The 23,608-nt window shown below is 71.9% G+C and carries 27 protein-coding genes; 13 read left to right on the top strand and 14 right to left on the bottom strand.

The genetic code is table 11. The features are described from left to right. The first annotated feature begins 154 nt into the window (after positions 1-154). The gene (locus FDA94_RS20960; protein ID WP_137248771.1) at positions 155-1,213 is read left to right on the top strand and encodes a serine hydrolase domain-containing protein; all 1,059 of its coding nucleotides are present in this window, start codon (positions 155-157) and stop codon (positions 1,211-1,213) included. Here FDA94_RS20960 and FDA94_RS20965 read toward each other — a convergent pair. Next, a complete protein-coding gene (locus FDA94_RS20965) occupies positions 1,203-1,919 on the bottom strand; it encodes a GNAT family N-acetyltransferase (RefSeq protein WP_170991045.1) in 717 nt (238 codons plus the stop codon). The genes FDA94_RS20960 and FDA94_RS20965 overlap by 11 nt on opposite strands. A gap of 61 nt (positions 1,920-1,980) precedes the next feature. On the opposite strand from FDA94_RS20965, the gene FDA94_RS20970 reads away from it, so the two are divergent. Then, on the top strand, positions 1,981-2,865 hold the full coding sequence (locus tag FDA94_RS20970) for a hypothetical protein (RefSeq protein WP_246060068.1): 885 nt from the start codon (positions 1,981-1,983) through the stop codon (positions 2,863-2,865). Here the strand turns inward: FDA94_RS20970 and FDA94_RS20975 are convergent. Next, positions 2,808-3,818, bottom strand: a complete 1,011-nt coding sequence (locus tag FDA94_RS20975; protein ID WP_137248774.1) for a zinc-dependent alcohol dehydrogenase — start codon at positions 3,816-3,818, stop codon at positions 2,808-2,810. The two genes, FDA94_RS20970 and FDA94_RS20975, sit on opposite strands and share 58 nt — an antisense overlap. 103 nt (positions 3,819-3,921) lie before the next feature. Here FDA94_RS20975 and FDA94_RS20980 point away from each other — a divergent pair, with 103 nt between their 5' ends. Then, positions 3,922-4,482: an ArsR/SmtB family transcription factor gene (locus FDA94_RS20980; protein ID WP_170991046.1), complete on the top strand. Its 561-nt coding sequence runs from the start codon at positions 3,922-3,924 to the stop codon at positions 4,480-4,482. Next, positions 4,479-5,786, top strand: coding sequence for an MFS transporter (locus FDA94_RS20985; RefSeq protein WP_137248776.1), 1,308 nt, complete (start codon positions 4,479-4,481; stop codon positions 5,784-5,786). The genes FDA94_RS20980 and FDA94_RS20985 overlap by 4 nt, the downstream gene beginning before the upstream one ends. Here FDA94_RS20985 and FDA94_RS20990 read toward each other — a convergent pair. Further along, a complete protein-coding gene (locus tag FDA94_RS20990; RefSeq protein WP_137248777.1) occupies positions 5,688-6,395 on the bottom strand; it encodes a pentapeptide repeat-containing protein in 708 nt (235 codons plus the stop codon). The genes FDA94_RS20985 and FDA94_RS20990 overlap by 99 nt on opposite strands. Further along, on the bottom strand, positions 6,392-6,949 hold the full coding sequence (locus tag FDA94_RS20995) for a helix-turn-helix domain-containing protein (protein ID WP_246060069.1): 558 nt from the start codon (positions 6,947-6,949) through the stop codon (positions 6,392-6,394). Before FDA94_RS20995 ends, FDA94_RS20990 begins: the two co-directional genes overlap by 4 nt. 92 nt (positions 6,950-7,041) lie before the next feature. Between FDA94_RS20995 and FDA94_RS21000 the strand changes: the two genes are divergently transcribed. Continuing rightward, a complete protein-coding gene (locus tag FDA94_RS21000; RefSeq protein ID WP_212735424.1) occupies positions 7,042-7,662 on the top strand; it encodes an AzlC family ABC transporter permease in 621 nt (206 codons plus the stop codon). A gap of 124 nt (positions 7,663-7,786) precedes the next feature. After that, positions 7,787-8,083: an AzlD domain-containing protein gene (locus FDA94_RS21005; protein ID WP_246060070.1), complete on the top strand. Its 297-nt coding sequence runs from the start codon at positions 7,787-7,789 to the stop codon at positions 8,081-8,083. Here the strand turns inward: FDA94_RS21005 and FDA94_RS21010 are convergent. The 5 genes from FDA94_RS21010 to FDA94_RS21030 all read right to left on the bottom strand — a co-directional run bounded on the left by FDA94_RS21010 (position 8,067) and on the right by FDA94_RS21030 (position 11,371). Further along, positions 8,067-8,405, bottom strand: coding sequence for a DUF4180 domain-containing protein (locus FDA94_RS21010; protein ID WP_246060071.1), 339 nt, complete (start codon positions 8,403-8,405; stop codon positions 8,067-8,069). The genes FDA94_RS21005 and FDA94_RS21010 overlap by 17 nt on opposite strands. Before the next feature lie 2 nt (positions 8,406-8,407). Continuing rightward, entirely contained in the window at positions 8,408-8,821 is a 414-nt protein-coding gene (locus tag FDA94_RS21015; RefSeq protein WP_212735425.1) for a helix-turn-helix domain-containing protein, read from the bottom strand. A 30-nt stretch (positions 8,822-8,851) separates the two neighbouring features. Next, positions 8,852-9,073 carry a hypothetical protein gene (locus FDA94_RS21020; RefSeq protein WP_137248781.1) on the bottom strand — a complete coding sequence of 74 codons (222 nt, stop codon included), beginning with the start codon at positions 9,071-9,073 and terminating at the stop codon, positions 8,852-8,854. An 87-nt stretch (positions 9,074-9,160) separates the two neighbouring features. Then, positions 9,161-9,814 carry a response regulator gene (locus FDA94_RS21025; RefSeq protein ID WP_137248782.1) on the bottom strand — a complete coding sequence of 218 codons (654 nt, stop codon included), beginning with the start codon at positions 9,812-9,814 and terminating at the stop codon, positions 9,161-9,163. Between the two features lie 354 nt (positions 9,815-10,168). Next, positions 10,169-11,371 carry a sensor histidine kinase gene (locus tag FDA94_RS21030; RefSeq protein ID WP_137248783.1) on the bottom strand — a complete coding sequence of 401 codons (1,203 nt, stop codon included), beginning with the start codon at positions 11,369-11,371 and terminating at the stop codon, positions 10,169-10,171. 111 nt (positions 11,372-11,482) lie between these two features. Here FDA94_RS21030 and FDA94_RS21035 point away from each other — a divergent pair, with 111 nt between their 5' ends. The 4 genes from FDA94_RS21035 to FDA94_RS21050 are packed head-to-tail and all read left to right on the top strand — an operon-like array spanning position 11,483 to position 16,699. After that, positions 11,483-12,190 (top strand): ABC transporter ATP-binding protein, encoded by a 708-nt coding sequence (locus FDA94_RS21035; protein WP_137248784.1) that lies wholly within the window; start codon positions 11,483-11,485, stop codon positions 12,188-12,190. A gap of 11 nt (positions 12,191-12,201) precedes the next feature. Further along, positions 12,202-14,841, top strand: coding sequence for an FtsX-like permease family protein (locus FDA94_RS21040; protein WP_170991047.1), 2,640 nt, complete (start codon positions 12,202-12,204; stop codon positions 14,839-14,841). 53 nt (positions 14,842-14,894) lie between these two features. After that, the gene (locus FDA94_RS21045) at positions 14,895-16,034 is read left to right on the top strand and encodes a sensor histidine kinase (RefSeq protein WP_137248786.1); all 1,140 of its coding nucleotides are present in this window, start codon (positions 14,895-14,897) and stop codon (positions 16,032-16,034) included. Further along, positions 16,031-16,699, top strand: a complete 669-nt coding sequence (locus tag FDA94_RS21050; RefSeq protein ID WP_137248787.1) for a response regulator — start codon at positions 16,031-16,033, stop codon at positions 16,697-16,699. Before FDA94_RS21045 ends, FDA94_RS21050 begins: the two co-directional genes overlap by 4 nt. Here FDA94_RS21050 and FDA94_RS21055 read toward each other — a convergent pair. Next, a complete protein-coding gene (locus FDA94_RS21055) occupies positions 16,680-17,441 on the bottom strand; it encodes a class I SAM-dependent methyltransferase (RefSeq protein ID WP_137248788.1) in 762 nt (253 codons plus the stop codon). The two genes, FDA94_RS21050 and FDA94_RS21055, sit on opposite strands and share 20 nt — an antisense overlap. Positions 17,442-17,844: 403 nt before the next feature. Between FDA94_RS21055 and FDA94_RS21060 the strand changes: the two genes are divergently transcribed. From FDA94_RS21060 to FDA94_RS21070, 3 genes are all read left to right on the top strand, one after another. After that, complete coding sequence (locus FDA94_RS21060) at positions 17,845-18,630, top strand: glycerophosphodiester phosphodiesterase family protein (RefSeq protein ID WP_137248789.1); 786 nt, start codon at positions 17,845-17,847, stop codon at positions 18,628-18,630. Positions 18,631-18,828: 198 nt separating this feature from the next. After that, positions 18,829-20,187 (top strand): MFS transporter, encoded by a 1,359-nt coding sequence (locus tag FDA94_RS21065; protein ID WP_137248790.1) that lies wholly within the window; start codon positions 18,829-18,831, stop codon positions 20,185-20,187. A 146-nt stretch (positions 20,188-20,333) separates the two neighbouring features. After that, positions 20,334-20,678 carry an RNA polymerase-binding protein RbpA gene (locus tag FDA94_RS21070; protein WP_030453745.1) on the top strand — a complete coding sequence of 115 codons (345 nt, stop codon included), beginning with the start codon at positions 20,334-20,336 and terminating at the stop codon, positions 20,676-20,678. A gap of 70 nt (positions 20,679-20,748) precedes the next feature. Here FDA94_RS21070 and FDA94_RS21075 read toward each other — a convergent pair whose 3' ends face one another. The 4 genes from FDA94_RS21075 to FDA94_RS21090 all read right to left on the bottom strand — a co-directional run bounded on the left by FDA94_RS21075 (position 20,749) and on the right by FDA94_RS21090 (position 23,602). Further along, positions 20,749-21,699, bottom strand: coding sequence for a hypothetical protein (locus FDA94_RS21075; RefSeq protein ID WP_137248791.1), 951 nt, complete (start codon positions 21,697-21,699; stop codon positions 20,749-20,751). Further along, a complete protein-coding gene (locus FDA94_RS21080) occupies positions 21,692-22,246 on the bottom strand; it encodes an RNA polymerase sigma factor (RefSeq protein WP_137248792.1) in 555 nt (184 codons plus the stop codon). Before FDA94_RS21080 ends, FDA94_RS21075 begins: the two co-directional genes overlap by 8 nt. Positions 22,247-22,310: 64 nt before the next feature. Continuing rightward, positions 22,311-22,793 (bottom strand): FxsA family protein, encoded by a 483-nt coding sequence (locus FDA94_RS21085; RefSeq protein WP_137248793.1) that lies wholly within the window; start codon positions 22,791-22,793, stop codon positions 22,311-22,313. 65 nt (positions 22,794-22,858) lie between these two features. Beyond that, on the bottom strand, positions 22,859-23,602 hold the full coding sequence (locus tag FDA94_RS21090; protein ID WP_137248794.1) for a polyprenol monophosphomannose synthase: 744 nt from the start codon (positions 23,600-23,602) through the stop codon (positions 22,859-22,861). Between the last annotated feature and the right edge of the window lie 6 nt (positions 23,603-23,608).

Genomic DNA, 23,608 nt, shown 5'->3' on the forward strand with positions numbered 1-23,608 from the left:
TCGCGGCCCGGCCCGGTCCGGCGCGTCATGCGGAGGATGGCCGATCGCCTACGACCGCTGCGGTATCCGCCGCGTGTCAGTGCCGCGGCGGTCCCGTGTCAGCGCGGTCGGCGACGGTTGACCCATCGATCACCACGAACGCGAGGAGCACCGCATGTCCACCACCACCACCGCCCTGCAGGCCGCCATCGACGAGCTCGTCGGCCCCGGCATCCTCAGCGCGCAGCTGCGCCTGCACGACCGGGGCGAGGTCTGGGTCGGCACCGCCGGGGTCGCCCGGCTGGGCGAGCCGGAGGGGCCGCCGGCCGACGGCCGGTTCCGGATCGGCAGCGCCACCAAGACCTTCGCCGCGACCGCGGTCCTGGGCCTGGTCGCCGAGGGCAGGTTCGGGCTCGACGACCCGGTCGCCGGCCACCTGCCCGGCTTCGACCTCGACCCCCGGATCACGGTGCGCATGCTGCTGCAGCACACCAGCGGGGTGTTCGCCTTCACCGGCGAGTACTTCGAGGACGGCACGGTCGTCCCCGGCATCCCCGTGCTGGGCAGGGAGTGGGTGGACGCCCGCTTCACGACCTACCCGCCGGAGGAGCTGGCGCGGTTCGCGCTGGCCAAGCCCGCGCGGTTCGAGCCGGGCGCCGACTGGAACTACTCCAACACCAACTACGTGCTGGCGCGGCTGCTGGTCGAGAAGGTCACCGGCCGCTCGCTCGCCGAGGAGACGCACCGGCTGATCCTCGGCCCGCTCGGCCTGACGAACACCTTCCTGCCGGAAACCGACACGGAGATCCCCGGCCCGCACGCCCACGCCTACTACCGCTACGAGGAGGACGGCGTCGAGAAGACGGTCGACGTCACCCGCCAGAACCCGTCGTGGATCTCCACCGGCGGCGACATGATCTCCACCACCGAAGACCTCGCCACGTTCGTCTCGGCGCTGATGGCCGGCCGCCTCCTGCCCGCTCCGCTCCTGGACGAGATGCGCACCCCCCACCCGAAGGCGGGCTACGGCCTGGGGCTGTTCGTGCTCCAGGACGGCGCCCTGCTGAACCACAACGGCGGCCTGTCGGGCTACGCGACGATCATGTACAGCACCCCTGACGGCGGCACCACCCTGACCGGCTCGCTGACCTTCGTGGACGACGCCGCGATGTCCCAGTCGGAGCACTTCCAGAAGTTCGTGGAGCGGATCCTCACCGAGGCGTTCAGTCGCTGATCCGGTAGTGGTAGCCGTGCGACAGGGTGAAGCCGCGCCGCGCGTAGAGGGCCCTGGCGCCCGGGTTGTCCTCCTCGACCTGGAGGTAGAGACACCGGGCGCCCTCCCCCTCGGCCCAGGCGGCGCCGGCCGCCAGGACGTCCGACGCGATCCCCCGGCGACGGTGGCCGGGCCGGGTGACCATGCAGAAGACGCCGGCGTAACCGTCGTCCACGGCGACGACCCCCATGCCGGCGAGGGCGCCGCCGGCGGTCGCGGCGAAGAGGGCGACCGGCTCGGGGATGCGCATGATCACCTCGACGGTGGTGAGCCGGTCGTCGAGCGCGCCGAACACCTCCGGCCAGCGCGCGCGATCCCGGACCCGCTCCACCGGCCCGGCCTCCCCCGCCACGGCGGAGGTGGGAGCGGTGAGGATCAGCGTCGGGACGTCGCGGCGGTAGCCCCGGGCGGCCAGCGCGCCGTCGAGGGCCGTGTGGGCCTCGGCCGGACTGACCTGGACGCAGACCGCCCGGCCGCGATCACGGTAGTAGCGCTCGACCGCCTCGATCGACGGGGTCGCTCCGGGCAGCGGCAGCGCCGAGTTGGTGCGCCGGCGCGGCACCAAGGGAGTGTGCCGGAGCAGCCAGCCGTCCCGCTCCTCCACGTCTACGGCGGGCCAGGCGCGGGCCGCGCGGCGTTCGAGCCGCCACCATTCAGGCTGGTCCATGGGCGGCACCATACACAAACCGGGCGGCGCGACGTTCGCCCCGTATTGTCTAATGGCCTGCATGGAGATCGGGTGTGACGAGTCGGGGGCGGAGGGCGAGAAGCTCATCGGCGGGGTGACCGACGTGTTCGCCCACGCCGGCGTCGCGCTCACCCTCGACGAGGCCGAGGCCTGCATGGACGAGGTGCGGCACCGCGCCCCCTCGCCCATCACCGAGTACAAGGCCTTCGTGATCCGGCGGGCCAAGCACCGGCTGGCCCTCCAGTGGCTGCTCGGCCCGAGGGGCCCGCTGCGGGGTCGCGCCCACGTCCACCTGACCGACAAGACCCTCTTCATGACCCGCCGCCTCTCCGACCTGGTCGGCGACGACGGCGACCGCCTCCACCGGCTGGGTCCGGCCGCCTTCGGCGCGCGGTGGCATGACCTGCTGGAGGCCTTCAACGACCTGATGCGCCCCTACTCCGAGCGGCCCATCGACGACGTGTTCGCCCTGGTCGACGACCTGGCCCAGGCTCCCGGCGAGGCCGGCGACCTGCTGCGCCGCCTGGCCAAGGCCCGCCCCCAGATCGAGGACCTGCGCGTGCGCCTGGCCCGCAACCCGGCGACGGCCGCGCCCCTCGACCCGCTGCTGCCGGCGATCGTGCGGGCGGTGGAGTACTGGGGCCGCGGCCGCCCGGTGACGATCGTCCACGACCGCCAGACGAGCCTCACCGAGGAACGGATCGACCTGCTGCGGCGGGCCTGCCCCCTGGAGGAGCTGCGGCTGGAGGAGTCCCACCTCGACGCCCGCATCCAAGTGGCCGACCTGCTGGCCGGGATCGCCCGGGGGATCGCCGCCGACGGCCTGCACGGCCAGGGAGATCCGCTGCTGACGGGCCTGCTGGCGCCCTACGTCGACGAGCGCTCCGTCTGGGCGGACGGGTCGATGTGGATCTTGGGGGGCTGATCCGGATCCCGGCCCCCGGCCAGCGCCCCGGCCACGTCGTCGAGCCCGATCGTCGCGGCGACCAGCGGCGTCGGGTCGACGGCCCCGGAGGCGTAGCGCTCGATGGTGCCGGCCAGGCCCCCTGACGCGCTGAGCACGCCGGTCACCCGCAGATCCTTCAGCGCGATCACGCGGGTGTCGACCAGGCTCGGCTCCCCGGCCAGCCCGATGTAGACCACCCGCCCGCCGGGTTCGACCTTCTCGGCGGCCAGCGCGGGCAGCCGGGCGGCGTTGGAGGCGTCGATCACCGCGTCGAACGGCAGGTCGGGCACCTCGGTGTGGCAGGCGAAGCCGAGGGAGCGGGCGAACGCCGTCGACAGCCCGAGCAGGTGGACCTCGGCGCCCTCGGCGGCCGCGAACATGGCCGCCAGCAGGCCGATCGTGCCCGGCCCGAGGATCAGCAGCCGGTCGCCCGCCCGCAGCCGGGCCGCCCGCACGGCGCGCAGCGCGTTCCCGCCCGGTTCGACCAGCGCCCCCAGCGCGGGCCCGACGTGGTCGGGCAGGACGTGCAGGGCGAAGACGGGCACCGGCAGGAATTCGGCCAGGGCCCCCGGGCGGCCGTACCGGATCCCGATCTCGAAGCGGTCGGCGCACAGGTGCTGCCGCCCGCTGAGGCAGCGGCGGCAGGCCTGGCACCCGAGCATGGTGTCCCCGGTCACCCGCCGGCCGAGCCACTCGCGGGAGACCCCGGCCCCGAGGGCGGTCACCACGCCGCACCACTCGTGCCCGATCCGGAGGGGGTAGCGGGCCTGCCCGTCGTGCAGGTAGGCCATCTCGCCGGTGAAGAACTCGGCGTCCGTCCCGCACACCCCGGCCCGTTCGACCCGGACGACCACCTCGCCGGGCCCCGGCACGGGCGGCTCGACGTCCAGGACTTCGCCCTGGAACGGCCCGGTGATGACGAACGCGCGCATGATCCCCTTTTCTCCTGGATCTTACGTCGGCGTACCGTTTTCGGCCATGCCAAATCGCAAAGAGTTCTTTGCAAAGAGTTCTTTGCGGTTTACGGTGGTGCACATGAACGAGTCAGTCTTCCTCGACGCCAAGGGCCTGCGCGCGCTGGCGCATCCGGTCCGCGTGCAACTGCTCGGCCTGCTCCGGCTCTACGGCCCCCAGACCGCGACCGGCCTCGCCGACCGGCTGGGCCTGACGTCCGGCGCGACCAGCTACCACCTGCGCCAGCTCGCGGGCGGCGGGCTGGTGGAGGAGGACGTCGACCGGGGCAACGGCCGTGAGCGCTGGTGGCGGGCGGTCCATCGCGCCACCCATTTCGAGAACAGGGAACTGGCCGACCAGGAACCGGAGGCCGCGTTCCTCTACCTCCAGTCGGTGATCGACGTCCAGGGCCGGCGCGCCCAGCGCACCCTGGCCGCCCACCAGACGATGCCCGGCCCGTGGCGCGACGTCTTCGACCTCAGCGACTGGTCCCTGCGCCTCACCCCCGAGGAGGCCCACAGCCTGATCGAGGAGCTCCACGCCGTCGTCGGCCGCTACCGCCTCGACCGCGCCGACGCCGAGGGCCCCGACGACGCGGAGCGCGTCGTGATCGTCATCCACTCCCTGCCGGAGCCGTCATGACGCGCTCGTGGCGCCCGGTCGCGGGCCTGTTCGCCGCCTCCCTCGTCGCCCTCACGGGCACCCGCGTCTCCGCGATCGCCATCCCCTGGTTCGTGCTGGTCACCACCGGCAGCGTCACCCAGACCGGCCTGGTCGCCTTCTGTGAGATGGCTCCGTACGTGCTGGTCAAAGCCCTGGCTGGCCCGGTCGTCGACCGGGTGGGGCCGAGGAGGATGTCGTGGCGGGCCGACGCGATCAGCGCCGTGGCGGCCACGCTGATCCCGATCCTGCACTTCTCGGGGGCGCTGTCCTTCCCGGTGCTGCTGGTTCTGGTCGCGGTCATCGGGGCCGTGCGCGGTCCGGGCGACCTGGCCAAGGAGATCATGGTCCCGGAGGCGGCGGAACTCGGCCGCATCCCCCTGGAGCGGGCGGCGGGCCTCGCGGGCGTCGCCGAACGCCTCGCCTCCACGGTCGGCCCGGCGGTCGCGGGCGCGCTGGTGGCCCTGACCGGCCCGATGGTCGCCCTGATCGCCAACGCCGTCTGCTTCGCCCTGGGCTCGGTGATCGTCGCCACCGTCCTGCCGGGAGACATGGGCCACCGCCCGGCCGAGACGGGCCCCCGGGTCGGCTACTGGCGCCGCTTCGGCGAGGGCTTCGCCTTCCTCAAGAGCGAACGCCTCATGCTGACCATCACGATCATGGTCGGCCTCACGAACTTCCTGGACGCCGCCTTCGCCTCCCTGCTCCTCCCGGTCTGGGCCAAGGAGAGCGGCGGCGGCCCGGCCGCGATCGGCCTGGCCACCAGCGTCATGGGCATCTCGGCCGTGGCCGGCTCCCTGATCGCCGCGATGGTCGCGCACCGGCTGCCCCGCCGGCTGGTCTTCTTCCTCGGCTTCCTCGTCATCGGCGCCCCGAGGTTCCTGATCCTGGCGGTCGACGTACCGCTGTGGGCCGTCGTCGCCGTCTTCGCGGTCGGCGGCTTCGGCAGCGGCTTCCTGAACCCGATCATCGGCGCGATCTACTTCGAGCGCGTGCCGAGGGCGATCCTGGGCCGCGTCAACGCCCTCAGCGACGCGGTGGCCTGGTCGGGCATGCCCCTCGGCGGCCTGGCGGCCGGCGCGGCGGTGGCGGCGACCGGCCTGGTGCCGGTGCTGATCGTCTGCGGCGTGTCCTACTTCCTGATCACGACCCTCACCGGCCTGCGCCCGGAGTGGCGGCAGATGCGCTCAGCGCCAGTGACCGGGCCGGTCGAGGTCGAGCCGGGTCTCCCCGTCACCCCGCGCGGCGGCGACCTGCGGCGGGGTGAGGAACAGGGCGCCCCGTAGATCGGCGCCCCGCACGTCGGTCCCCCGCAGGTCGGCCCCCAGGAGGTCGGCCCCGCGGAGGTCGGCGCCGCGCAGGTCGGCCCCGATGAGGAGCCGCCCCCGGAGGCTGACCTTGCGCAGGTCCTGCCCGCGCAGCCGGGCCCCCGCCAGATCGCGGCGCATCTCCCTGGCCGGCCCGCGCACCCGCTCGCTGATCTCCCCGAGACGCGCCCCGATCCGCCCTCGCAGCGCGTCGACCGCGAAGGCGTCGATGACCGGGGAGGCGGCCAGCGCCTCGGTCTCCTCACGCAGGTCGGCGGCGTGGCCGTACCGGCCGGCTTCGTCGAGGTACCAGAGCAGCTCGTGCAGCTGCCGCATCAGCGGAAAGAGCGCGACGTCGAGCTTCTCCCGCGTGACCCGCTGACCGGCGCCGAAGCAGTCGAAGGTGACGCAGCCCCGGTAACCGCTGTCGATCAGCCGGTCGTGGATGCGGCAGCGGAAGTCGCCGGCCAGATTGGCGCACGGCTTCCCGGCGGGCTTGTCGAGGGGGAAGTCGGCCGATCGGGTGAACGGCAACTCCACGCAGCACAGTCCGGCACAGGAGGCGCAGTCGGAGCGCAGGTCGATCACACGTGCTCCATGACGATCACGGCGGTGGTCTGGGGTTCGAGTGCCCGGAAGACATGCGGCACGTCGCCAGGGTAGGTGATGTAATCGCCCGGCCCGAGCTCGACCGGCCCCTCGGTCGGCCCGACGAGCGCCCGCCCGCGCCCGATGATCGCGTGCTCCATGGTCCCCGGGTTGTGCGGATCGGACGCCCTGGGCTCCCCCGGCTCGGCGTCGATCCGGAACAGATCCCGCCGCGCCCCGGGCGGGCACGAGGCCAGCAGCGTCGCGGCGTAGTCGGCCCGCTCGGAGTGCGTGACCGGCCCCTCCCCCGCGCGGATCACCCGCACATGCGGCCGGGGCGGATCGATGAGCCGGCTGATCGGCACCCCCAGCGCGACCGCAAGCGCCCAGAGGGTCTCCACACTGGGATTGCCCGCGCCGGATTCGAGCTGCGAGAGGGTCGACTTGGCGATCCCGGCCCGCTTGGCGAGCTCGGTCAGCGACAGCCCGACCCGGTCGCGCTCGCGCCGTATCGACGCGGCGATGAGCGTGATCAACGCGGCGGAGGTGTCCAAGCCGTTCGCTCCATGAGTCCAATTGTTCGCCTTGACGAACATTGCCATATGTGTTCATCCTAATGGCCATGCGTTCGATATCGCGAACGGCTTTGCGAGACATAGCCCTGGTCTGCGTCGCCGACGCCATCGTCGGAGCGTCCTTCGGCGCGATCGCCGTATCCGGCGGCTTCGACCCGTGGGTCCCGGTGGTGATGTCCCTGATCGTCTTCGCCGGCGGAGCCCAGTTCGCCGCCATCGGCATCGTGATGGGCGGCGGCGGCGTGGTCGCGGCGGTCGCGACCGGCCTGGTCCTCAACGCCCGACTGCTCCCTTTCGGCTTCGCCGTCGCGGACGTCCTGAAGGGCCGCGTGTACGGGGCCCAGCTCATCACCGACGAGACGGTGGCCTTCGCCCTGAAGGGGCGGGACGCGCGGGAACGGCACGACTACTTCTGGGTCAGCGGACTGGCCCTCTTCGCGGCGTGGAACGTGTCGGTGGTCGTGGGGGCGCTGGCGGGGACCTTCATCGGGGACACGGACGCGCTGGGGCTCGACGCGATGTTTCCGGCCGTGCTGCTGGCTTTGATCATGCCCGCGCTTGCCGAGCGGAGGGTGCGGGTGCCGGTGCTGGTGGGAGGGGCGATCGCGTTGGCGGCTTCGACGGTGCTGCCTGCGGGGGTCCCGGTGCTGCTGTCCCTGCTGGGCCTGCTGGCACGACCGAAGGAGGCGTGAGATGCGCGAAGCCGCCGACCTGGCCGCCGGCACCCCGCCGTCACGGCCATGAGCCTCAACCCGGCCGTCGCCCGGCCCTGCCGTCAGTGTCGTGAGCCGTTGACCCGGCCGAAGGAGGCCTGAAATGGACATGCCGATCGCCGCCATCGTGGTGCTCGCCGCCGGGACGCTCGCGTTCCGGCTGGCCGGCCCCCTTTTCCGGGACCGGGTACGGATTCCGCCCCGCCTGGAGGACCTGCTGTCGGTGGCCGCGCTCGTGCTGCTGTTCGCGTTGGTCGTGACCTCGTCGTTCGCCGGGTGGGCGCGGCCGGCCGGGGTGCTGGTGGCGGGGGTGCTGGCCATCCGGAAGGCGCCGTTCCCGGTGATCGTCATCGCGGCGGCGGCGACCACGGCCGTGCTGCGGCTCATCGGGGTGCCGTGACGCGGGCGTCGAACTCCTCACGCGTCGGCAGGAACCACGTCTGGTCGCCGCGGTTGCATTCGCGGACCAGGTCGCGGAAGGCGTCGCTGGCCGCGACGTGACGGGAGACGTCTCCGATGACGGCCAAGCGGAGGCCGTACTGGACGAACTTCTGCAGGATCGCGCCCGCGAGCCCGGTCCGCAGGGAGAAGAAGGCGTCGGGCAGCCGCTCGGCCGGGATGACCACCCAGGTCACGCCCTGCCCGAAGGTCGCGCCGATGACGTCGAGCGCGTCGGCCTCGCCGGCGATCGGCGGCCCGTCGGCGGGCAGCGTGAAGTGCACGGTCACTCCTTGGTGAGGGCGTCGACGATGGCGAGCAGCGCGGCGGTGTCGGCGACCCCGCCGATCACGATGATCTTGAGCGAGGCCCTGACCTCGTCGTAGATGGTCTCGACCCGGAGCTTCGCTTCGGCGCTGCCGCTGTTGGCGGCGGCGATCAGCGCGTTGGAGAGCCGGTCGGTCTGCTCCCGGCTGATCGCGTCGACCTGGACGACACTGGACACCTCGACCGCACGGTGACGCCGCACCGTCTCGGGGACCACCGGCTGCCCGGTGAAGGCCTCCAGGTCGTCGCGGGTGATCCGGTATTGCTTGCCGATGCGGACCGCTTTCAGCTTCCCGTCCCGGACGTAGTTGCGCACGGTCTTGACGTGAAGACCCAGCAGATTCGCGACCTGTTCGACCGAATATGGCTGCATGTTCCCCATTATAGGGAACGATAGGGAATGTCAGCGCCGCAACGAGAACGCGACGAGCACCACCCCGACGAAGGCGAGCGACAGGTTGGCGAAGACCTCGCGACCCTCGAAGAGGTCCATCCGCTGGAAGATCCAGCGGTTGGGAGCGTTGAACAGCAGACCCATGATCGGCTGCGTCGCCAGGTGGTCGATGGTGCCGCTGACGCCCATCATGAACAGGAGCAGGCCGATAAGGCGGGGACCTTTTCGCATGCCGCCGACGCTAGAGGCGGCGACGGTCGCGGCGGCTCGGCCGAAGGTCTCCGGGTGACGCGACTTTCGGGTGGAGTCATACCCCATTCAGCGGCCCCGGAGGTAGGCCAGCACGGCCAGCACCCGACGGTGGTCGTCTTCGGCCGGGGGCAGGTCGAGCTTGGCGAGGATGCTGGCGATGTGCTTGGCGACCGCCGCCTCGGTGACCACCAACGCGCGCGCGATGGCGGCGTTGGAGCGCCCTTCGGCGACCAGGCCGAGGACCTCGAGTTCGCGCGGGGTCAGCCGGGCCAGCGGTTCACGGCGACGGCTGAGCAGTTGCCGCACCACCTCCGGATCGACGACCGTGTGCCCCGCCGCGACGCGTTCGACCGCCTCGACGAACTCGCGCACCTCGCCGATGCGGTCTTTCAGCAGATACCCGATGCCGGCGCCGCCGCCGGAGTCGAGGAGTTCGGCGGCGTAGGTCTGCTCGACGTACTGGCTGAGTACCAGAACGGCCAGATGGGGACGGGTCGCGCGCAGGGCGAGCGCGGCCCGCAGGCCCTCATCGGAGAAGCCGGGCGGCATGCGCGCGTCGGCGACGACGATGTCTGGTTCGTGGACCGTGACGGCCTCGACGAGCGCGTCACCGTCGCCGACGGCGGCGACGACGTCGTGACCGAACCGCTCGAGAAGCCCGGCGAGCCCTTCACGCAGCAGCACACCGTCTTCGGCCAGCGCTACCCGGAGACGGGGCACACGACCTCCACTTCAAGCATCAACCGAACGACCAGGACACAGGGCACGTGACCTCCGCCTCAGGGATCACGCGAGCAAACCAGGAACGGGGGGCACGCGACCTCCACTTCAAGGGGTCACCTGGACGTCCAGAGACGGCATTACGAGACCTCCGTCGGAGCCGTCCGAAGATGGGTTGGCAGGTTCCTCGTGAGCGTCGCGAAGACAGGCAGCGGCCGACTTTCAGGGACGTGCGGCGCAGAACCACAGGCGACTCCAGACCCCGTCTCCCAGGGCGGCCGGAGACAGGACAAATGATCTTATCCAAAGACTCAGGAGCGAGTCTCAGGGAAAGACCTGCCACGGCCATCCGGACTATCCGGGACATGGAATCTCCACACGTAACAGGGTCGGGCCACCGCGCGGACTGGACACGGTCATCACGCCGTCGGTGACGGCGACGCGGTCGGCCAGGCCCGCCAGGCCCGAGCCCGCCGCCGGGTCGGCGCCGCCCACTCCGTCGTCGCGGACCTCCAGGATCAGGGCGCCCTCGTGAAGGCGGCCGTAGACGAAGCCGTGCCGGGCACCGCTGTGCTTGGCGATGTTCGTCATCGCCTCGGAGACGACGTAGTAGGCGGCGGCCTCGATCGGCGGAGGCAGCCGCCCGGGGAGTGCGACGTCGACGTCGACCGGGACGGGCGAGCGTCCCGCCACGTCTTCGACCGCCGCGCCGAGCCCCCGGTCGGTGAGGACCTGCGGATGGATGCCCCGGATCAGTTCGCGCAGTTCGGCCAGAACGCGTTTGGCCTCCTCGTGGGCCTCGGCGACCTGGGCCTCGGCGGGCGAGCCGGGCGGCAGGTCGAGGCGGGCGAGGCCGAGTTTCATGCTGAGGGACACCAGCCGCTGCTGGGCGCCGTCGTGGAGGTCGCGCTCGATGCGGCGGCGTTCGGCCTCGAACGCGTCGACCAGCCGGGCCCGCGATCGGATGATCTCGGCCTCGCCCGGAGCGAGGACCGCCCGCACGATCATGGCCCGCGTGCCCGCCCACGCCGCCAGCATGTAGGCCGACAGGGGCACCAGCAGCACTCCGCCCACGGCCAGGGGCAGGCCGTCGACCCAGTGCATGCTCGGCTGGAACGGCGCCGACATCAGCAGCAGCGGCAGCCAGAACGCGGACGAGACCAGCCCGAGGTCCATCCAGCACAGCACCGACAGCGCGACGACCGTGAACCCCAGATCGCGCCAGGTCGCCTGCTCCCGCACCCGGGTGGCGAGCCAGGCCCGCACACCCGGTCTCGGCGGCCGCACATGCGGATCGTCGGCGGGCATGCGGTCGACCAGTCGCAGCCGAGTCCGCTCGAACGCCGCCAGCGGCAGCGCCAGCACGATGAGGGCGAACAGGGCGGCGCAGAACGCGGCGCCGGTGCCGAAGACGTAGGCCGTATAGATGAGCAGGCACACGGACACCGCGTAGACCGCGCTGCACAACAGATACGCGAGCGCGCGCCACGGCCACGACGAGCCCAGGAAGGCCAGTGGCCGACGCGTCATCGCCGCCATCGCGGTTCTGGTCAGCACGCCCCGACCGTAACCGATCTAGCCGGGCCGGCACGGTAGTGCCAGGACTACTCTCGCTCCTCGCCGCAGCACCAATGCGCCGGTAGGGGCGGGTCGGCTTCGCTTGACGCCATGAAGGTCGAATTAAGAGCGGTACGCCGCACCTACGGAACGGTGGCGGCGCTCGACGGCGTGACGGCCGGCTTCGAGGCGGGCACCCTGACGGCGATCATGGGCCCGTCGGGGTCGGGGAAGTCGACGCTGCTGCACTGCGCGGCCGGTCTCGACCGCCCGACCGAGGGAACGGTCGTCATCGACGGCACCGACCTGGGGTCGCTCAACGAACACGGACTGACCGTGCTGCGCCGCGAGCGGATCGGGTTCGTCTTCCAGGCGTTCAACCTGGTCTCCGCGCTGACCGCCGAGCAGAACGTCGCACTGCCGCTGCGCCTCGCCGGGCGGTCCGCCGCCCCCGGCCTGGTTCTCCAGGCCCTGGCGGAGGTCGGCCTCGACGACCGGGCTCGCCATCGGCCGAACGGCCTGTCGGGCGGCGAGCAGCAGCGGGTGGCGATCGCCCGGGCTCTGATCACCAAGCCCGCCGTGGTGTTCGCCGACGAGCCGACCGGTCAGCTCGACACCCAGACCTCACGCCAGGTCCTCGGCATGCTGCGCCGCCTGGTCGACGACCACGGCCAAACGATGATCATGGTGACCCACGACCCGGTGACGGCGTCCTACGCCGACCGGGTGATCTTCCTAGAGGACGGACGCATCGTCGACGAGCTGACCGGCGCCCTGACGGCCGAGACCGTCGCCGCCCGGATGGCGGGAACATGTTGAGCTTCGCGACCGTGAGAGACCGGTGGCACGCGTTCGCCGGCGGCTTCGTCGTGCTGTTCCTCGGCATGGCACTGGTGTCGATGAGCGTCCTGGCGCTGGCCTCGGCAGGGCAAAGAGTCCCCGACCGGCTGGCGGGCACGCCGGTGTTCGTGTCGGCTCCGAGGGCCGAGCGGGGAGAGGGCAGCTTCGCCCCCGACCGCCCGTGGTCACCCGAGACGGTGACGTCACTGCTCGACAAGCTGTCCGCGATCCCGGGAGTCGCCCAGGCCGTCCCCGACCGGACCTTCTACGCCCAGCCCATGATCGATGGCCGGCCGGCGCCTTCCGAACGAGGCTACGCGTGGTCGACGGCGAAGCTGGCGCCCTACCGGCTGACCGCGGGCACCGAACCCCGAGAGGGCGAAGCGGTCGTCGACCGGTCACTGGGGCTGACGCCGGGGACGCGGGTGTCCGTGCTGACGGTGCACGGTCCGGTGACCTACACCGTGTCCGGCACGGTCGACGGACCGGGCGTCTTCCTCAACGACGCCGAAGCGGCCCCTCTGTCGGCAGGGGTGCGCGCGATCGGCCTGGTCGTCAAGCCGGGAGCAGACGTGGCGGCGATCGCGAAGGCCGCAGATGCCGTCTCGGCCCAGGCCACGCAAGGGAACCACATGGAGGGCAGCGCCCCCGTCGAGACGAAAGCAGCCATCCCTTCAACCGGCAATGCGGCAGGTACCGCTTCCGCCATGGTCTCGCGGCAGGAACCCGACGCGGCAAACATGAACCCAGCGGGTAGTGCCGCCGGCTCCACGACAGGCAAGACCGCGGTGCTCCGCGCGCCGGGTGACGCGTCGCAAAAGATTGCGGACGTTTCGAGCGCGAACCCAGCAGGCAGCGCCGCCGGCTCCACGACAAGCCACACCGCAGCGCCACCCGCCTCGGGCAACCCGGCGCAGAAAGTCGCTGACGTACTCGTCGGTGACGCGCGGAGCGTGCTGGAGTCTCGTGACGACGAGCGGACCCGCTGGATCGGCATGCAGATCCTCACCGGCATGGCCGTTCTGTCGGCGCTCGTGTCCGTACTGGTGGTCGGGTCGACGTTCGCCGTCGGGGTGGCGCAGCGGCGGCGGGAGTTCGGGCTGCTGCGGGCCGTCGGTGCGACGCCGCGTCAGGTTCGGGCCATGGTGTACGGCGAGGCGCTCGTGGTCGGCGTCACCGCGACGGCGGCGGGTGTGGCGGCCGGTGCGCTGCTCGCCCCCGTGCTGGGCGCCGTGCTGGTCGGCGTCGGGTTCGAGCCGGCGGGCTTCACGGTCGGGCTGTCGCCGCTCCCGCTGGCGGGGTCGTTCGCGGGCGGGGTGGTGCTGACCCTGGTGGCCGTCTGGTCGGCGTCGGGGCGGGCGGCACGGGTGGGTCCGCTGGAGGCGCTGCGCGAGGCCGAGGTGGACGACCGGCCGATGCCGCGGCTGCGGTGGATCACCGGGCTGGCCTTCTGCGCGCTCGGCCTGGCCTCGGCGGCGAGTTCCGACCCCGAGGGCTCGTTCGTGATGTCGGGACTGGTCGCCGCGGTGGGGGTAATCGCCGGCCTGGCGCTGCTGTCCCCCGTCGTGGTCCCGCCGGTGGCGCGGTACGCGTCGTGGCCGTTCACCCGAGGGCGCGGGGCGGTCGGGATGCTCGTCCGGGAGAACGCCCGGACCGCCGTCCGCCGGACCGCCGCCACGGCCACGCCGGTGCTGGTCACCATCGGGTGTGCGGTGCTGATCACCGGGATGGTCCAGACGACCGCCGCCGGGTTCGCGGCCGTGCGCGCCACCACGATCCGCGCCGACGCGGTCGTCGTGCCCGACGGCACGCCCGGCCTGACCGACGCGTCCGGCGGAGAGTCGTCCCTGTTCAGCGCGCTGTTCGAGGCGAACGGCGACCCGCTGAGCACCATCGGGGCCACACCCGAACTCCTGAAGACGGCCGGGGAGACCGTCGGCCCGCTCGACGAGCTCCGCCACGACGACCGGATCCTGCTCGCCGACTGGCTGGCCGAAGAGCGGGGGCTGCGGACGGGCGCGGTGCTGACGGTGTCCTTCGAAGACGGCACCTCGGCGAGGCTGACCGTCGCCGGCACCGTCCAGAACGCGGACGCCGACACGCTCGTGTCCCGGGAGCTGCTGAGGAGGCACGACCCGGCGGTCCTCGCCGACGAGGCCTACGTCGTCGGCGCCGCTCCGGCCGCCGGTCCGGGGGCGCGGGTCGTCGACGTCGAGACCTATGCGGCCGAGGCCGACGCCGAGGAGGACCGGCTGGTGTGGATCGCGACCCTGCTCCTGGTCGTGGTGTCCACTGCCTACGCGGGTGTGGCGATCGTGAACACGATGGTGGTGTCGGCCGCCGGCCGGGTCCGCGACCTGGAGGTGCTGCGCCTGTCGGGGGCGACGCCCCGGCAGGTGCGCGGGACCGTCGCGGCCGAGTCGGCGCTCGCGGTGCTGCTCGGCGCCGGGTTGGGAGTGGTGGTCGCGTTGCCCGCGCTGTTCGGCATCCGCGGTGCGTTCGCCGAGGCCATGAACGCCGACGTCCCTCTGGTGATCCCCTGGCCGCTCATCGGGGGGCTGATCGCCGTCTGTCTGGTGCTGGCCGCCGGCTCGTCGGTGCTCGCGGTCACGACGAAAGTCGGGCGTTGACCGACCATCGTCGCGTAGCCGGGGCAAAGCCGGCGTGGTTACGCTCGGACGCGATGGACGTCTCCCCCCGCCGCCCCCGCGACTGGATCGTCGACTCGCTGCTGTTCGGGTTCGCGGTCGGCTTCGGGCTGCTCACCGCGTCCATGCGGGTTCCGACGCTCCATCTGCTGCCGCACCCCGCCCTGTTCTACCTCGACCAGGTGCTGGCGGTGGCGGGCTGCGCGGCCGTCTGGTGGCGGCGGCGCCACCCGACCGGGCTGGCCGTGATCATGGTGGTCGTCTCGGCCTGGTCGGAGCTGATCGCCGGGGCGACGATCGTGGCGCTGTTCAACGTGGCCGTGCACCGTCCGCCCCGCGTCACCGGGGGCGTGTTCGGGCTCAGCGTGCTGTCGTGTGTGGTCTTCGTCGTCCTGCGGCCCGACCCGGCCGACCCCGGCGCGGCGGTGTTCCTGCTGGGTTCGTCCATCTACGGCATGGCCACCGGCTGGGGGATGGTGATCCACCATCGGCGGCAGCTGGCCGCGTCCCGCCGCGACCGGGAGGCGCAGATGGCGACCGAGGTCCGGCTCCGGGCCGAGCAGGCCCAGTTGCAGGCCCGCGAGACCATCGCCCGCGAGATGCACGACGTCCTCGGTCATCGGTTGTCGCTGCTCAGTGTGCACGCCGGGGCGTTGGAGTTCCGGCCGGACGCGCCGCCCGAAGACGTCGCCCGTGCCGCCAAGATCATTCGCGAGAGTGCCCACCTGGCGCTCCAGGATCTGCGCGACGTGATCGGGGTGCTTCGTGCCCCCGTACGGGAGCTGCCGCAACCGACGCTAGCCGAGGTCGGCCGGCTCACCGAGGAGTCGGCGCGGGCGGGCATGCGGGTGACGCTGACGGAGAAGGTCGACGGCGAGGTGCCCGGCCTGACCGGGCGGACCGGCTACCGGATCGTCCAGGAAGGGCTGACCAACGCCCGCAAGCACGCTCCCGGCGCCGACGTCGAGGTGTCGGTCACCGGCGCGCCGGAGGCGGGGCTGACGATCGAGGTCCGTAACACGCGGCCGTCCGGGGAACCGGCCGCCGATCGTCCCGGCGGGCAGGGGCTCGCCGGGCTGGCCGAGCGGGTGGCGCTGGCGGGCGGGACGCTCACCCACGGCGGACGGCCTGACGGCGGCTGGGCGCTGACGGCTTGGCTACCCTGGCCGGCATGACCATCGCCGTGCTGATCGTCGACGACGACCCGCTGGTCCGCGCGGGCCTGACGATGATGCTCGGCGGGTCGCCCGACATCCGCGTCGCCGGTGAGGCGGGCGACGGCTCCCAGGTCGCCGGGCTCGTCGAGACGCTGGCGCCCGACGTGATCCTCATGGACATCCGCATGCCGAACGTCGACGGGCTGGCCGCGACCGAACGCGTCCGTGCCCGGAAGGACGCCCCCGAGGTCATCGTGCTGACCACGTTCGACGCTGACGAGCACGTCCTGCGGGCGTTGCGGGCGGGCGCGGCCGGTTTCCTGCTGAAGGACACGCCGCCGGCCGAGATCGTCGAGGCGGTCAGAGAGGTGGCGCGCGGCAATCCCGTGCTGTCGCCGGGGGTGACGCGCCGTCTGATGGACCGGGTGGCCGAGAGCGGGCCCGACCGCCGCAGGGCGGCCGCCGTGACGAAGCTGGAATCGCTCAACGCCCGGGAGCGGGAGGTCGCCGTCGCGGTCGGCCACGGCAGGTCGAACGCCCAGATCGGGGCCGAACTCTATTTGAGCGTCCCGACGGTCAAGGCGCACGTGTCGAGCATCCTGGCCAAGCTCGGCTTCAACAACCGGGTGCAGATCGCGCTGCTCGTCCACGACGCGGGCCTGATCAGCGAACCGCCTCGATGAGGATCCGCTGCGAGTGGGCGACGAACGGCCCGTGCCGTTCGATGAAGTCGTGCAGCGTCTCCAGGCGGTCGCGGTAGGCGTCGACGGTGAAGCCGGGGACCGTCCAGACGACCTTGCGCAGGAACACCACGACGGCCGCGACGTCGAAGAACTCCATCCGCAGGGCCTCGTGCCGGACGTCGACCACGTCGAGCCCGGCCCGTTCGGCGGCGGTCACGAGGCCGACGACGTCCACGCCGGAACGGGTCGTCAGCGGATCGCGGTCGCGGCGACCGCTGGTGACCGGCCCCATCATGAACTCGGTCAGTTCCCGCACCGTCCCCGACCCGACGTGCTGGGCCAGGTAGCGTCCGCCGGGCGTGAGGACGCGGGCGATCTCGTCCCATCGGGTGGCGACGGGATGGCGGGAGACGACGAGGTCGAAGTGCCGGTCGGGAAAGGGCAGGTCGGCGTCGTCGGCCACGTGGGCGACGACCTCGCCGAGCCGCTTCCGGGCGATGGCGAGATTGGGCTCCCACGATTCGGTCGCCGCCACCACCGGCGGCAGGACCGGCACCGACGCCAGCACCTCACCCCCGCCGGTCTGGACGTCGAGCAGCGCCGTCGCCGAGGCGGCCCGGTCGGCGAGCAACCGCGCGTATCCCCAGGAGGGCCGTTGCTCGGTGGCCCGCCCGTCGAACCAGGAGAAGTCCCACCCTTCGACGGGAACGGCCAGCCCTTCCGCCAGACGATCAGAGAACATGCCGTCCACCCTGCACGGTCATCACGCGAGGTTCCCACCGATTTAGACGCCCACCATTCCGTCAGAAGCCAACGAAGCCGCGTGCCGAGGAAACCCCGCCACAGCCGACCCCAGATCGCCAACGCCGATCCTCAGAGGCCAACAAAACCACGCTCACCCGAAGGAAACCCACCACGACCGACCGCAGACCGCCAACGCCGATCCCGCAAAGACCAACCAAGCCACGCTTACCCGCACACCCGAAGAAAACCCCGCCACGACCCACCCCAGACCGCCAACCCCGATCCCGCAAAGACCGACCAAGCCACGTGGAAACCCCGCGTTCGCGCGGCGTTAACCCGGACAACCCGCTGTGCGGGGAGGCGAGTGGAACAGGGCTCGCACACCGGGCATACTCACGCTCGTGCAGCGACGGTTCGCCTTCCTCGACCATCCCGGGCCGCTGGCCTTCGCCCACCGGGGCGGGGCCGCCGAGGGACGCGAGAACACGATGGCCGCCTTCGAGAAGGCCGTCGCCATGGGCTACACCTACCTGGAGACCGACGTGCACGCCACCGCCGACGGCGTGCTCGTCGCCTTCCACGACCACACCCTCGACCGGGTCACCGACCGGCGCGGGCGCATCTCCCGGCTGCCCTACCGCGAGGTCGCCAAGGCCCGCATCGGCGGGGTCGACGAGATCCCGCTGCTGGAGGACCTGCTCGGCGCCTGGCCCGACGTACGGGTCAACATCGACGTGAAGGAGTCGCCGGCGATCGTGCCGCTGGCGCGGGCGCTGCGGCGCACCGGCGCCTCCGGGCGGGTGTGCCTGACCTCCTTCTCCGACATGCGGCTCGCGCAGGCCCGGCGGGCCTGCGGGCCCGAGGTGTGCTCGGCGATGGGCCCCCGCGCGATCGCGGCGCTGCGCACCGCCTCGGCGCGCGGCGGCTACGGGCGGCTGCTGGCGGGGCTGTCCGGGTCGGGCGTCCCGTGCGCGCAGGTGCCCCTGGGGTGGCGGGGGCTGCGCGTGGTCACCCCGGCGTTCGTCCGCACCGCCCACTCGATCGGCGTCCAGGTCCACGTGTGGACCATCGACGACCGGCCGACCATGGAACGCCTGCTCGACCTCGGGGTCGACGGGATCATGACCGACAACATCACCGGCCTGCGCGAGGTGCTCACCGAACGCGGCCAGTGGCCCACTACTTGAGGCAGATTCCCATCGCGAGCCACGGACGCCCATCGGCCGCCCGCGTCTCCCCACCACCGAGGCAGATTCCCAAGCGCGAGCCACGGACGCCCATCGGCCGCCCGCGTCTCCCCACCACCGAGGCAGATTCCCAAGCGCGAGCCACGATCGGCCTTCGGCCGACCGCGTCTCGCTTAGCCCACCCGAGAGCGAGTAGGAATGGCTTCCCCCCAGGTCATCGACGAGAGCCCGCAGGCCAGAACCCGCGAGCAAAAAGGCTGGTACTGGTACGACTGGGCCAACTCGGCCTTCCCGACCACGGTCATGACCGTGTTCCTCGGGCCCTATCTGACCGAGATCGCCGAGCAGGCCGCCAACGGGGCGCCGTTCGTCGACGTGATCGGGTTCGACGTCCGGCCGAGCGCCTACTACTCGTTCGTGGTCGGCGTCGCGGCGGTCTGCCAGATCGTCGTGATGCTGATCGCCGGCGCGCTGGCCGACCACACCGGGCGCAAGAAAGAGATCATGGGGTTCTTCGCCTACCTGGGGTCGGCGGCCACCCTTCTCATGTGGTTCGTCGCCGACGGGGCGTACATCCTGGGCGGGGTGCTGTTCATCGTCGGCCAGACCAGCTTCGCGGCGGCCTTCGTGGTCTACAACTCCTTCCTGCCGCAGATCTCCACGCCCGAGGAGCGTGACCGGGTGTCGGCGCGCGGCTGGGGGTTCGGCTACCTGGGCGGCGGCCTGCTGCTGGTGGTCAACCTGGGGCTGTTCCTGAACGCCGAGGCGCTCGGCATGGACACCGGCACGGCGGTCCGGCTCGCGCTGGCCTCGGCCGGTCTGTGGTGGGGCGGGTTCACGATCATCCCGCTGCTGCGGCTGCGCAACCGCCGCGGCCAGGCCGCCGCGGACGAAGGGGCCGCCAGGGCCGTCGTGCTGAGCGTGCGGCAGCTCGGGCTCACCATCCGCGACCTGGTCACCCGCTATCCGCTGACGCTGGTCTTCCTGCTCGCGTACATCGCCTACAACGACGGCGTGCAGACGGTCATCAGCTTCTCTGCGACCTACGCCGACCAGGAACTGCGCCTGGGCGAGACCGAGCGCATCGGCGCGATCCTCATGGTGCAGTTCGTGGCGTTCTTCGGCGCGATCCTGCTGGGCCGGGTCGCCGTCAGGATCGGCACCCGCAAGACCGTGCTCTGGTCGCTGGTCGGCTGGTGCGGGGTCGTGGCGGCCGCCTACTTCGTGCCGCCGGAGCGGCCGCTGCTGTTCTTCGCCCTCGGGTTCGCCATCGCGATCGTGATGGGGGGAACACAAGCCCTGTCGCGGTCGTTGTTCTCCCACGTGATCCCGAAGGGGCGCGAAGCGGAGTATTACAGCCTCTACGAGATCAGTGACAAGGGTGCGACACTCATCGGATCCTTCACCCTGGGCCTGGCCCTCCAGCTCACCGACAGTTACCGGTACGGCATCGTCTCGCTGGTGATCTTCTTCATCATCGGCGGGGTGCTGCTCGCGTCGGTCAACCTGCCGAAGGCGATCAGGGCCGCGGGCAACGACGTGCCAGAACGGATTTGACGGCGAATCGGTTCACGAGCGCCGGAAAAAGCGCGATTGGATCACGTCTTGGGTGGGAATCCACACACGGTATCAGGCGTTGTACCCGGTGGAGACCAACCCCTCTATAGCTGTGTCGTATAGGGGGACCTCAGGAGGCTTAGAACATGGGCGAGCGTGCACTTCGCGGTACCCGGCTCGGCGCGACCAGCTACGAGAACGACCGCAACACCGATCTGGCACCCCGCCAGGAGGTGTCCTACACCTGCCCCAGGGGTCACCACACCACCGTTCCACTGGCCGCTGAGGCCGAGATCCCCGCGAGCTGGGAGTGCCGTCACTGCGGCTCCCCCGCCCTCCGGGTCGACGCCGAGCAGCCCCAGCAGAAGAAGGCCAAGCCCCCGCGCACCCATTGGGACATGCTGCTGGAGCGGCGTTCGATCGAAGACCTCGAAGAGGTCCTGAACGAGCGCCTGGCGATTCTGCGGGCACAGCGGCGCAAGAGCGCATAGGCCCCATCCCACCACCGACGCGAGGGCGCCCTCCGGATCATCCGGAGGGCGCCCTGTCGCGTTCACGGGGTCAGTCGCAGCGCGCCTCACGCTCGACCCGCTTCACCTGATCGGCCCTCAGCGGCGGCTCGCCGTCGAGGCTGGCCGACTTGGCGGGCTTGCGCGGCAGCTTCGGCTCGACGCCGTACAGGTCGACGGTGTGCCCGATGACGGTGCCGGCCGGGATCCTGCCCTCCCCCTGGGGGGTGTCCCTGGTCACCACCGTTCGCCGCCCCAGCGGGGTGTTTCCGGGCTCGTCGAAGACCAGCTCGTCGCGGAGCCCGTCGAGGGCGAGGCCGACGGTGAACGCCGGTCTGCCCTTGGCGTCGGTCTGCCCCCTGGTCACGGTGAGGCCGGGCAGCTCGGCGGCCAGCCGCAGCAGGGCGGCCGCGCGTTCCGGGTGGAAGCGGGTCCACTCCAGCATGGCGGCGATCTGACCGAACCGGCCGGGGACGTCCCCGGCGGTGATCTCGGCGCGGAGGTCCGGCGACCAGGCGGACGGGTCCTGGGAGGGGCAGAGCCGCGCGAACAGCGTCTCGTGCCTCCCCGTGCTGCGCAGCCACGGGCCCTTGCCGTCGCTGGGGCTCCAGTTCTCGACCAAAAACGTCGTGACCTCGCCCTTGCGGGGGTCCCAACCCTGGTGGAACCAGACCACCCAGAGGTACTCCCCCGGCTTCCCCGGCTCGAACGCGGACGTCTGCGCCGCGGCGGCATCGGCTGCCGTCAGCAGAGCCTGCCGGGCCTCGGACGGCTCAGGTGGCTTGGGCGGCGGCTGGGTGGCCGGAAGCGGCCGCAGGGCGACGGCGGCGGTCACGGCCACCAGCGTGGTCGCCAGGGCCGCCAGCAGCGCCTTCAGGAGATTGCGGTCGCGCCGGGGGCGGCTGCGCGCCGCCCGGTGCAGGAAGCGGGCCCGGGCGCCGGCCAGGTCGGCCTCGGTGGCCGGAGGCCGTTCGAAGAGGGTGGCCAGATCGACGTCAGGCATCTGCGGCCTCCAGCGCGGTCTTGACCTTCGTGCGGGCGCGGTTCAACCGGGAGCGGACCGTGCCCACCGGGATCGACAGGGCCACCGCCACCTCCTCGTAGGTGAACTGGGCCCAGGCGACCAGCAGCAGCACGTCGCGGTCGCCGGGTTTCAGTGCGGCCAGCGCGCGCAGCAGCGGCCGGTTGACGGCCAGGGTGGTCACGCCCTCCTCGACGAGGGCGGCGAGCGTCTCATCGGGGCCGGTGCGGGCGTAGGCGCGGTAACGCGCCGACTCGCGGCGGCGGTGCTTGCCGACGAGGTTGGAGGCGATGCCGTAGAGCCAGGGGCGGGCGTCGGTGTGGGCCGGGTCGTAGACGTGGCGGCGGCGGAAGGCGTCCAGGAAGGTGTCCGAGACGACGTCGTCGGCCACGTCGGGGCCCAATCGGCGGGCCACGTAGGCGTGCAGGTGGGGTGCGTGCCGGTCGAACAGGGCGGCGAAGCACTCGGGGTCGGTCAGGGATAAGCGAACCAGGTCGTTGTCCCGGGCCGTCGCGGTCGCATCCCTCATGGGATCCTCTCGGGCGGTTGGGTCTGACGCCCTGCTTTCACCGCGAACCGCCCGGAGGGTTCATTCAGTCGTCGACGACCTCGCCGCGCACCACGTTGTCGCGCTGCCGCTGCTGGTCGTGGGAATCATGGCGGGGCATGGCGGAGATGAAGGGGGCGTAGGGCGAGCGGGCGGCCATCGACTTGACCCGCCGGCCCAGGAACCAGGTCGCCAGCCGGCGGGCGTACGGCCGGGTGAAGGGCAGGATCATGAAGAAGCCGAAGAGGTCGGTGATGAAGCCGGGGGTCAGCAGCAGCGCGCCGCCCGCCACGATCAGGGCGCCGTCGGCGAGTTCCCGGTCGGGCATGCGGCCCGACTCGATCGCCTTCTGCAGCGCGGCCCAGGCCCGGCGGCCCTCGCGCCGCACCAGCCAGCCGCCGAGCAGGCTGTCGGCGATCAGCAGCGCCACCGTGGTCCAGCCGCCGATGACCTCACCGATCTGGATCAGCAGCCAGATCTCCAGCACCGGCACCACGAGAAACGCCAGGAACAGCCCGATTCGCAGCATTCGTCACACCTCCACACGCGAGCCTACGAGGGTTGGAACGCCTGCGCGCGCGGGCCGGGTTCCCGTTAACGCCGACGGCGAAACCGATCGGGGATGCCCGTCACGCCCCACACGCTGATGCGCCACAGCGCCTCGGTCATGACGTCGCGGCTCATCTTGCTCTGCCCGACGGCCCGGTCGACGAAGGTGATCGGCACCTCGGTGATGCGCAGCCCCTCGCGGACCGTGCGCAGGGTCAGGTCGACCTGGAAGCAGTAGCCCTGCGACTGCACGCCCTCGATGCCGATCTTGCGCAGGGTGGTGGCCCGGTAGGCGCGGAATCCGGCGGTCGCGTCGCGCACCGGCATGCCGAGCATGATCCGCGTGTACGTGTTGGCGCCCCGCGACAGGAACTCCCGCGAGGCCGGCCAGTTGATGACCTTCCCGCCCGGCACCCACCGCGACCCGATCGCCAGGTCGGCGCCGCCCTCGACCGCCGCGAGCAGCTTGTGCAGCTCCTCGGGCTGGTGGGACCCGTCGGCGTCGATCTCGACGAGCACGTCGTAGCCCCGTTCGAGCCCCCACTGGAACCCGGCGATGTAGGCGGCGCCCAGGCCCTGCTTGCCGGGCCGGTGGAGCACGTGGACGTGGTCGTCACGCTCGGCGAGCTCGTCGGCGATCTTGCCGGTGCCGTCGGGGCTGTTGTCGTCGGCGACGAGCAGGTCGACGTCGGGCAGCGCCGCGCGCAGCCGCTCGACGATGCGCGGCAGGTTGTCGCGCTCGTTGTAGGTGGGAACGATCACGAGCACGCGCCCAAGCATCCGGTCCATCGGCTC

Origin of the sequence: Herbidospora galbida (assembly GCF_005233835.1) — a bacterium.
Lineage (GTDB): Bacteria > Actinomycetota > Actinomycetes > Streptosporangiales > Streptosporangiaceae > Herbidospora > Herbidospora galbida.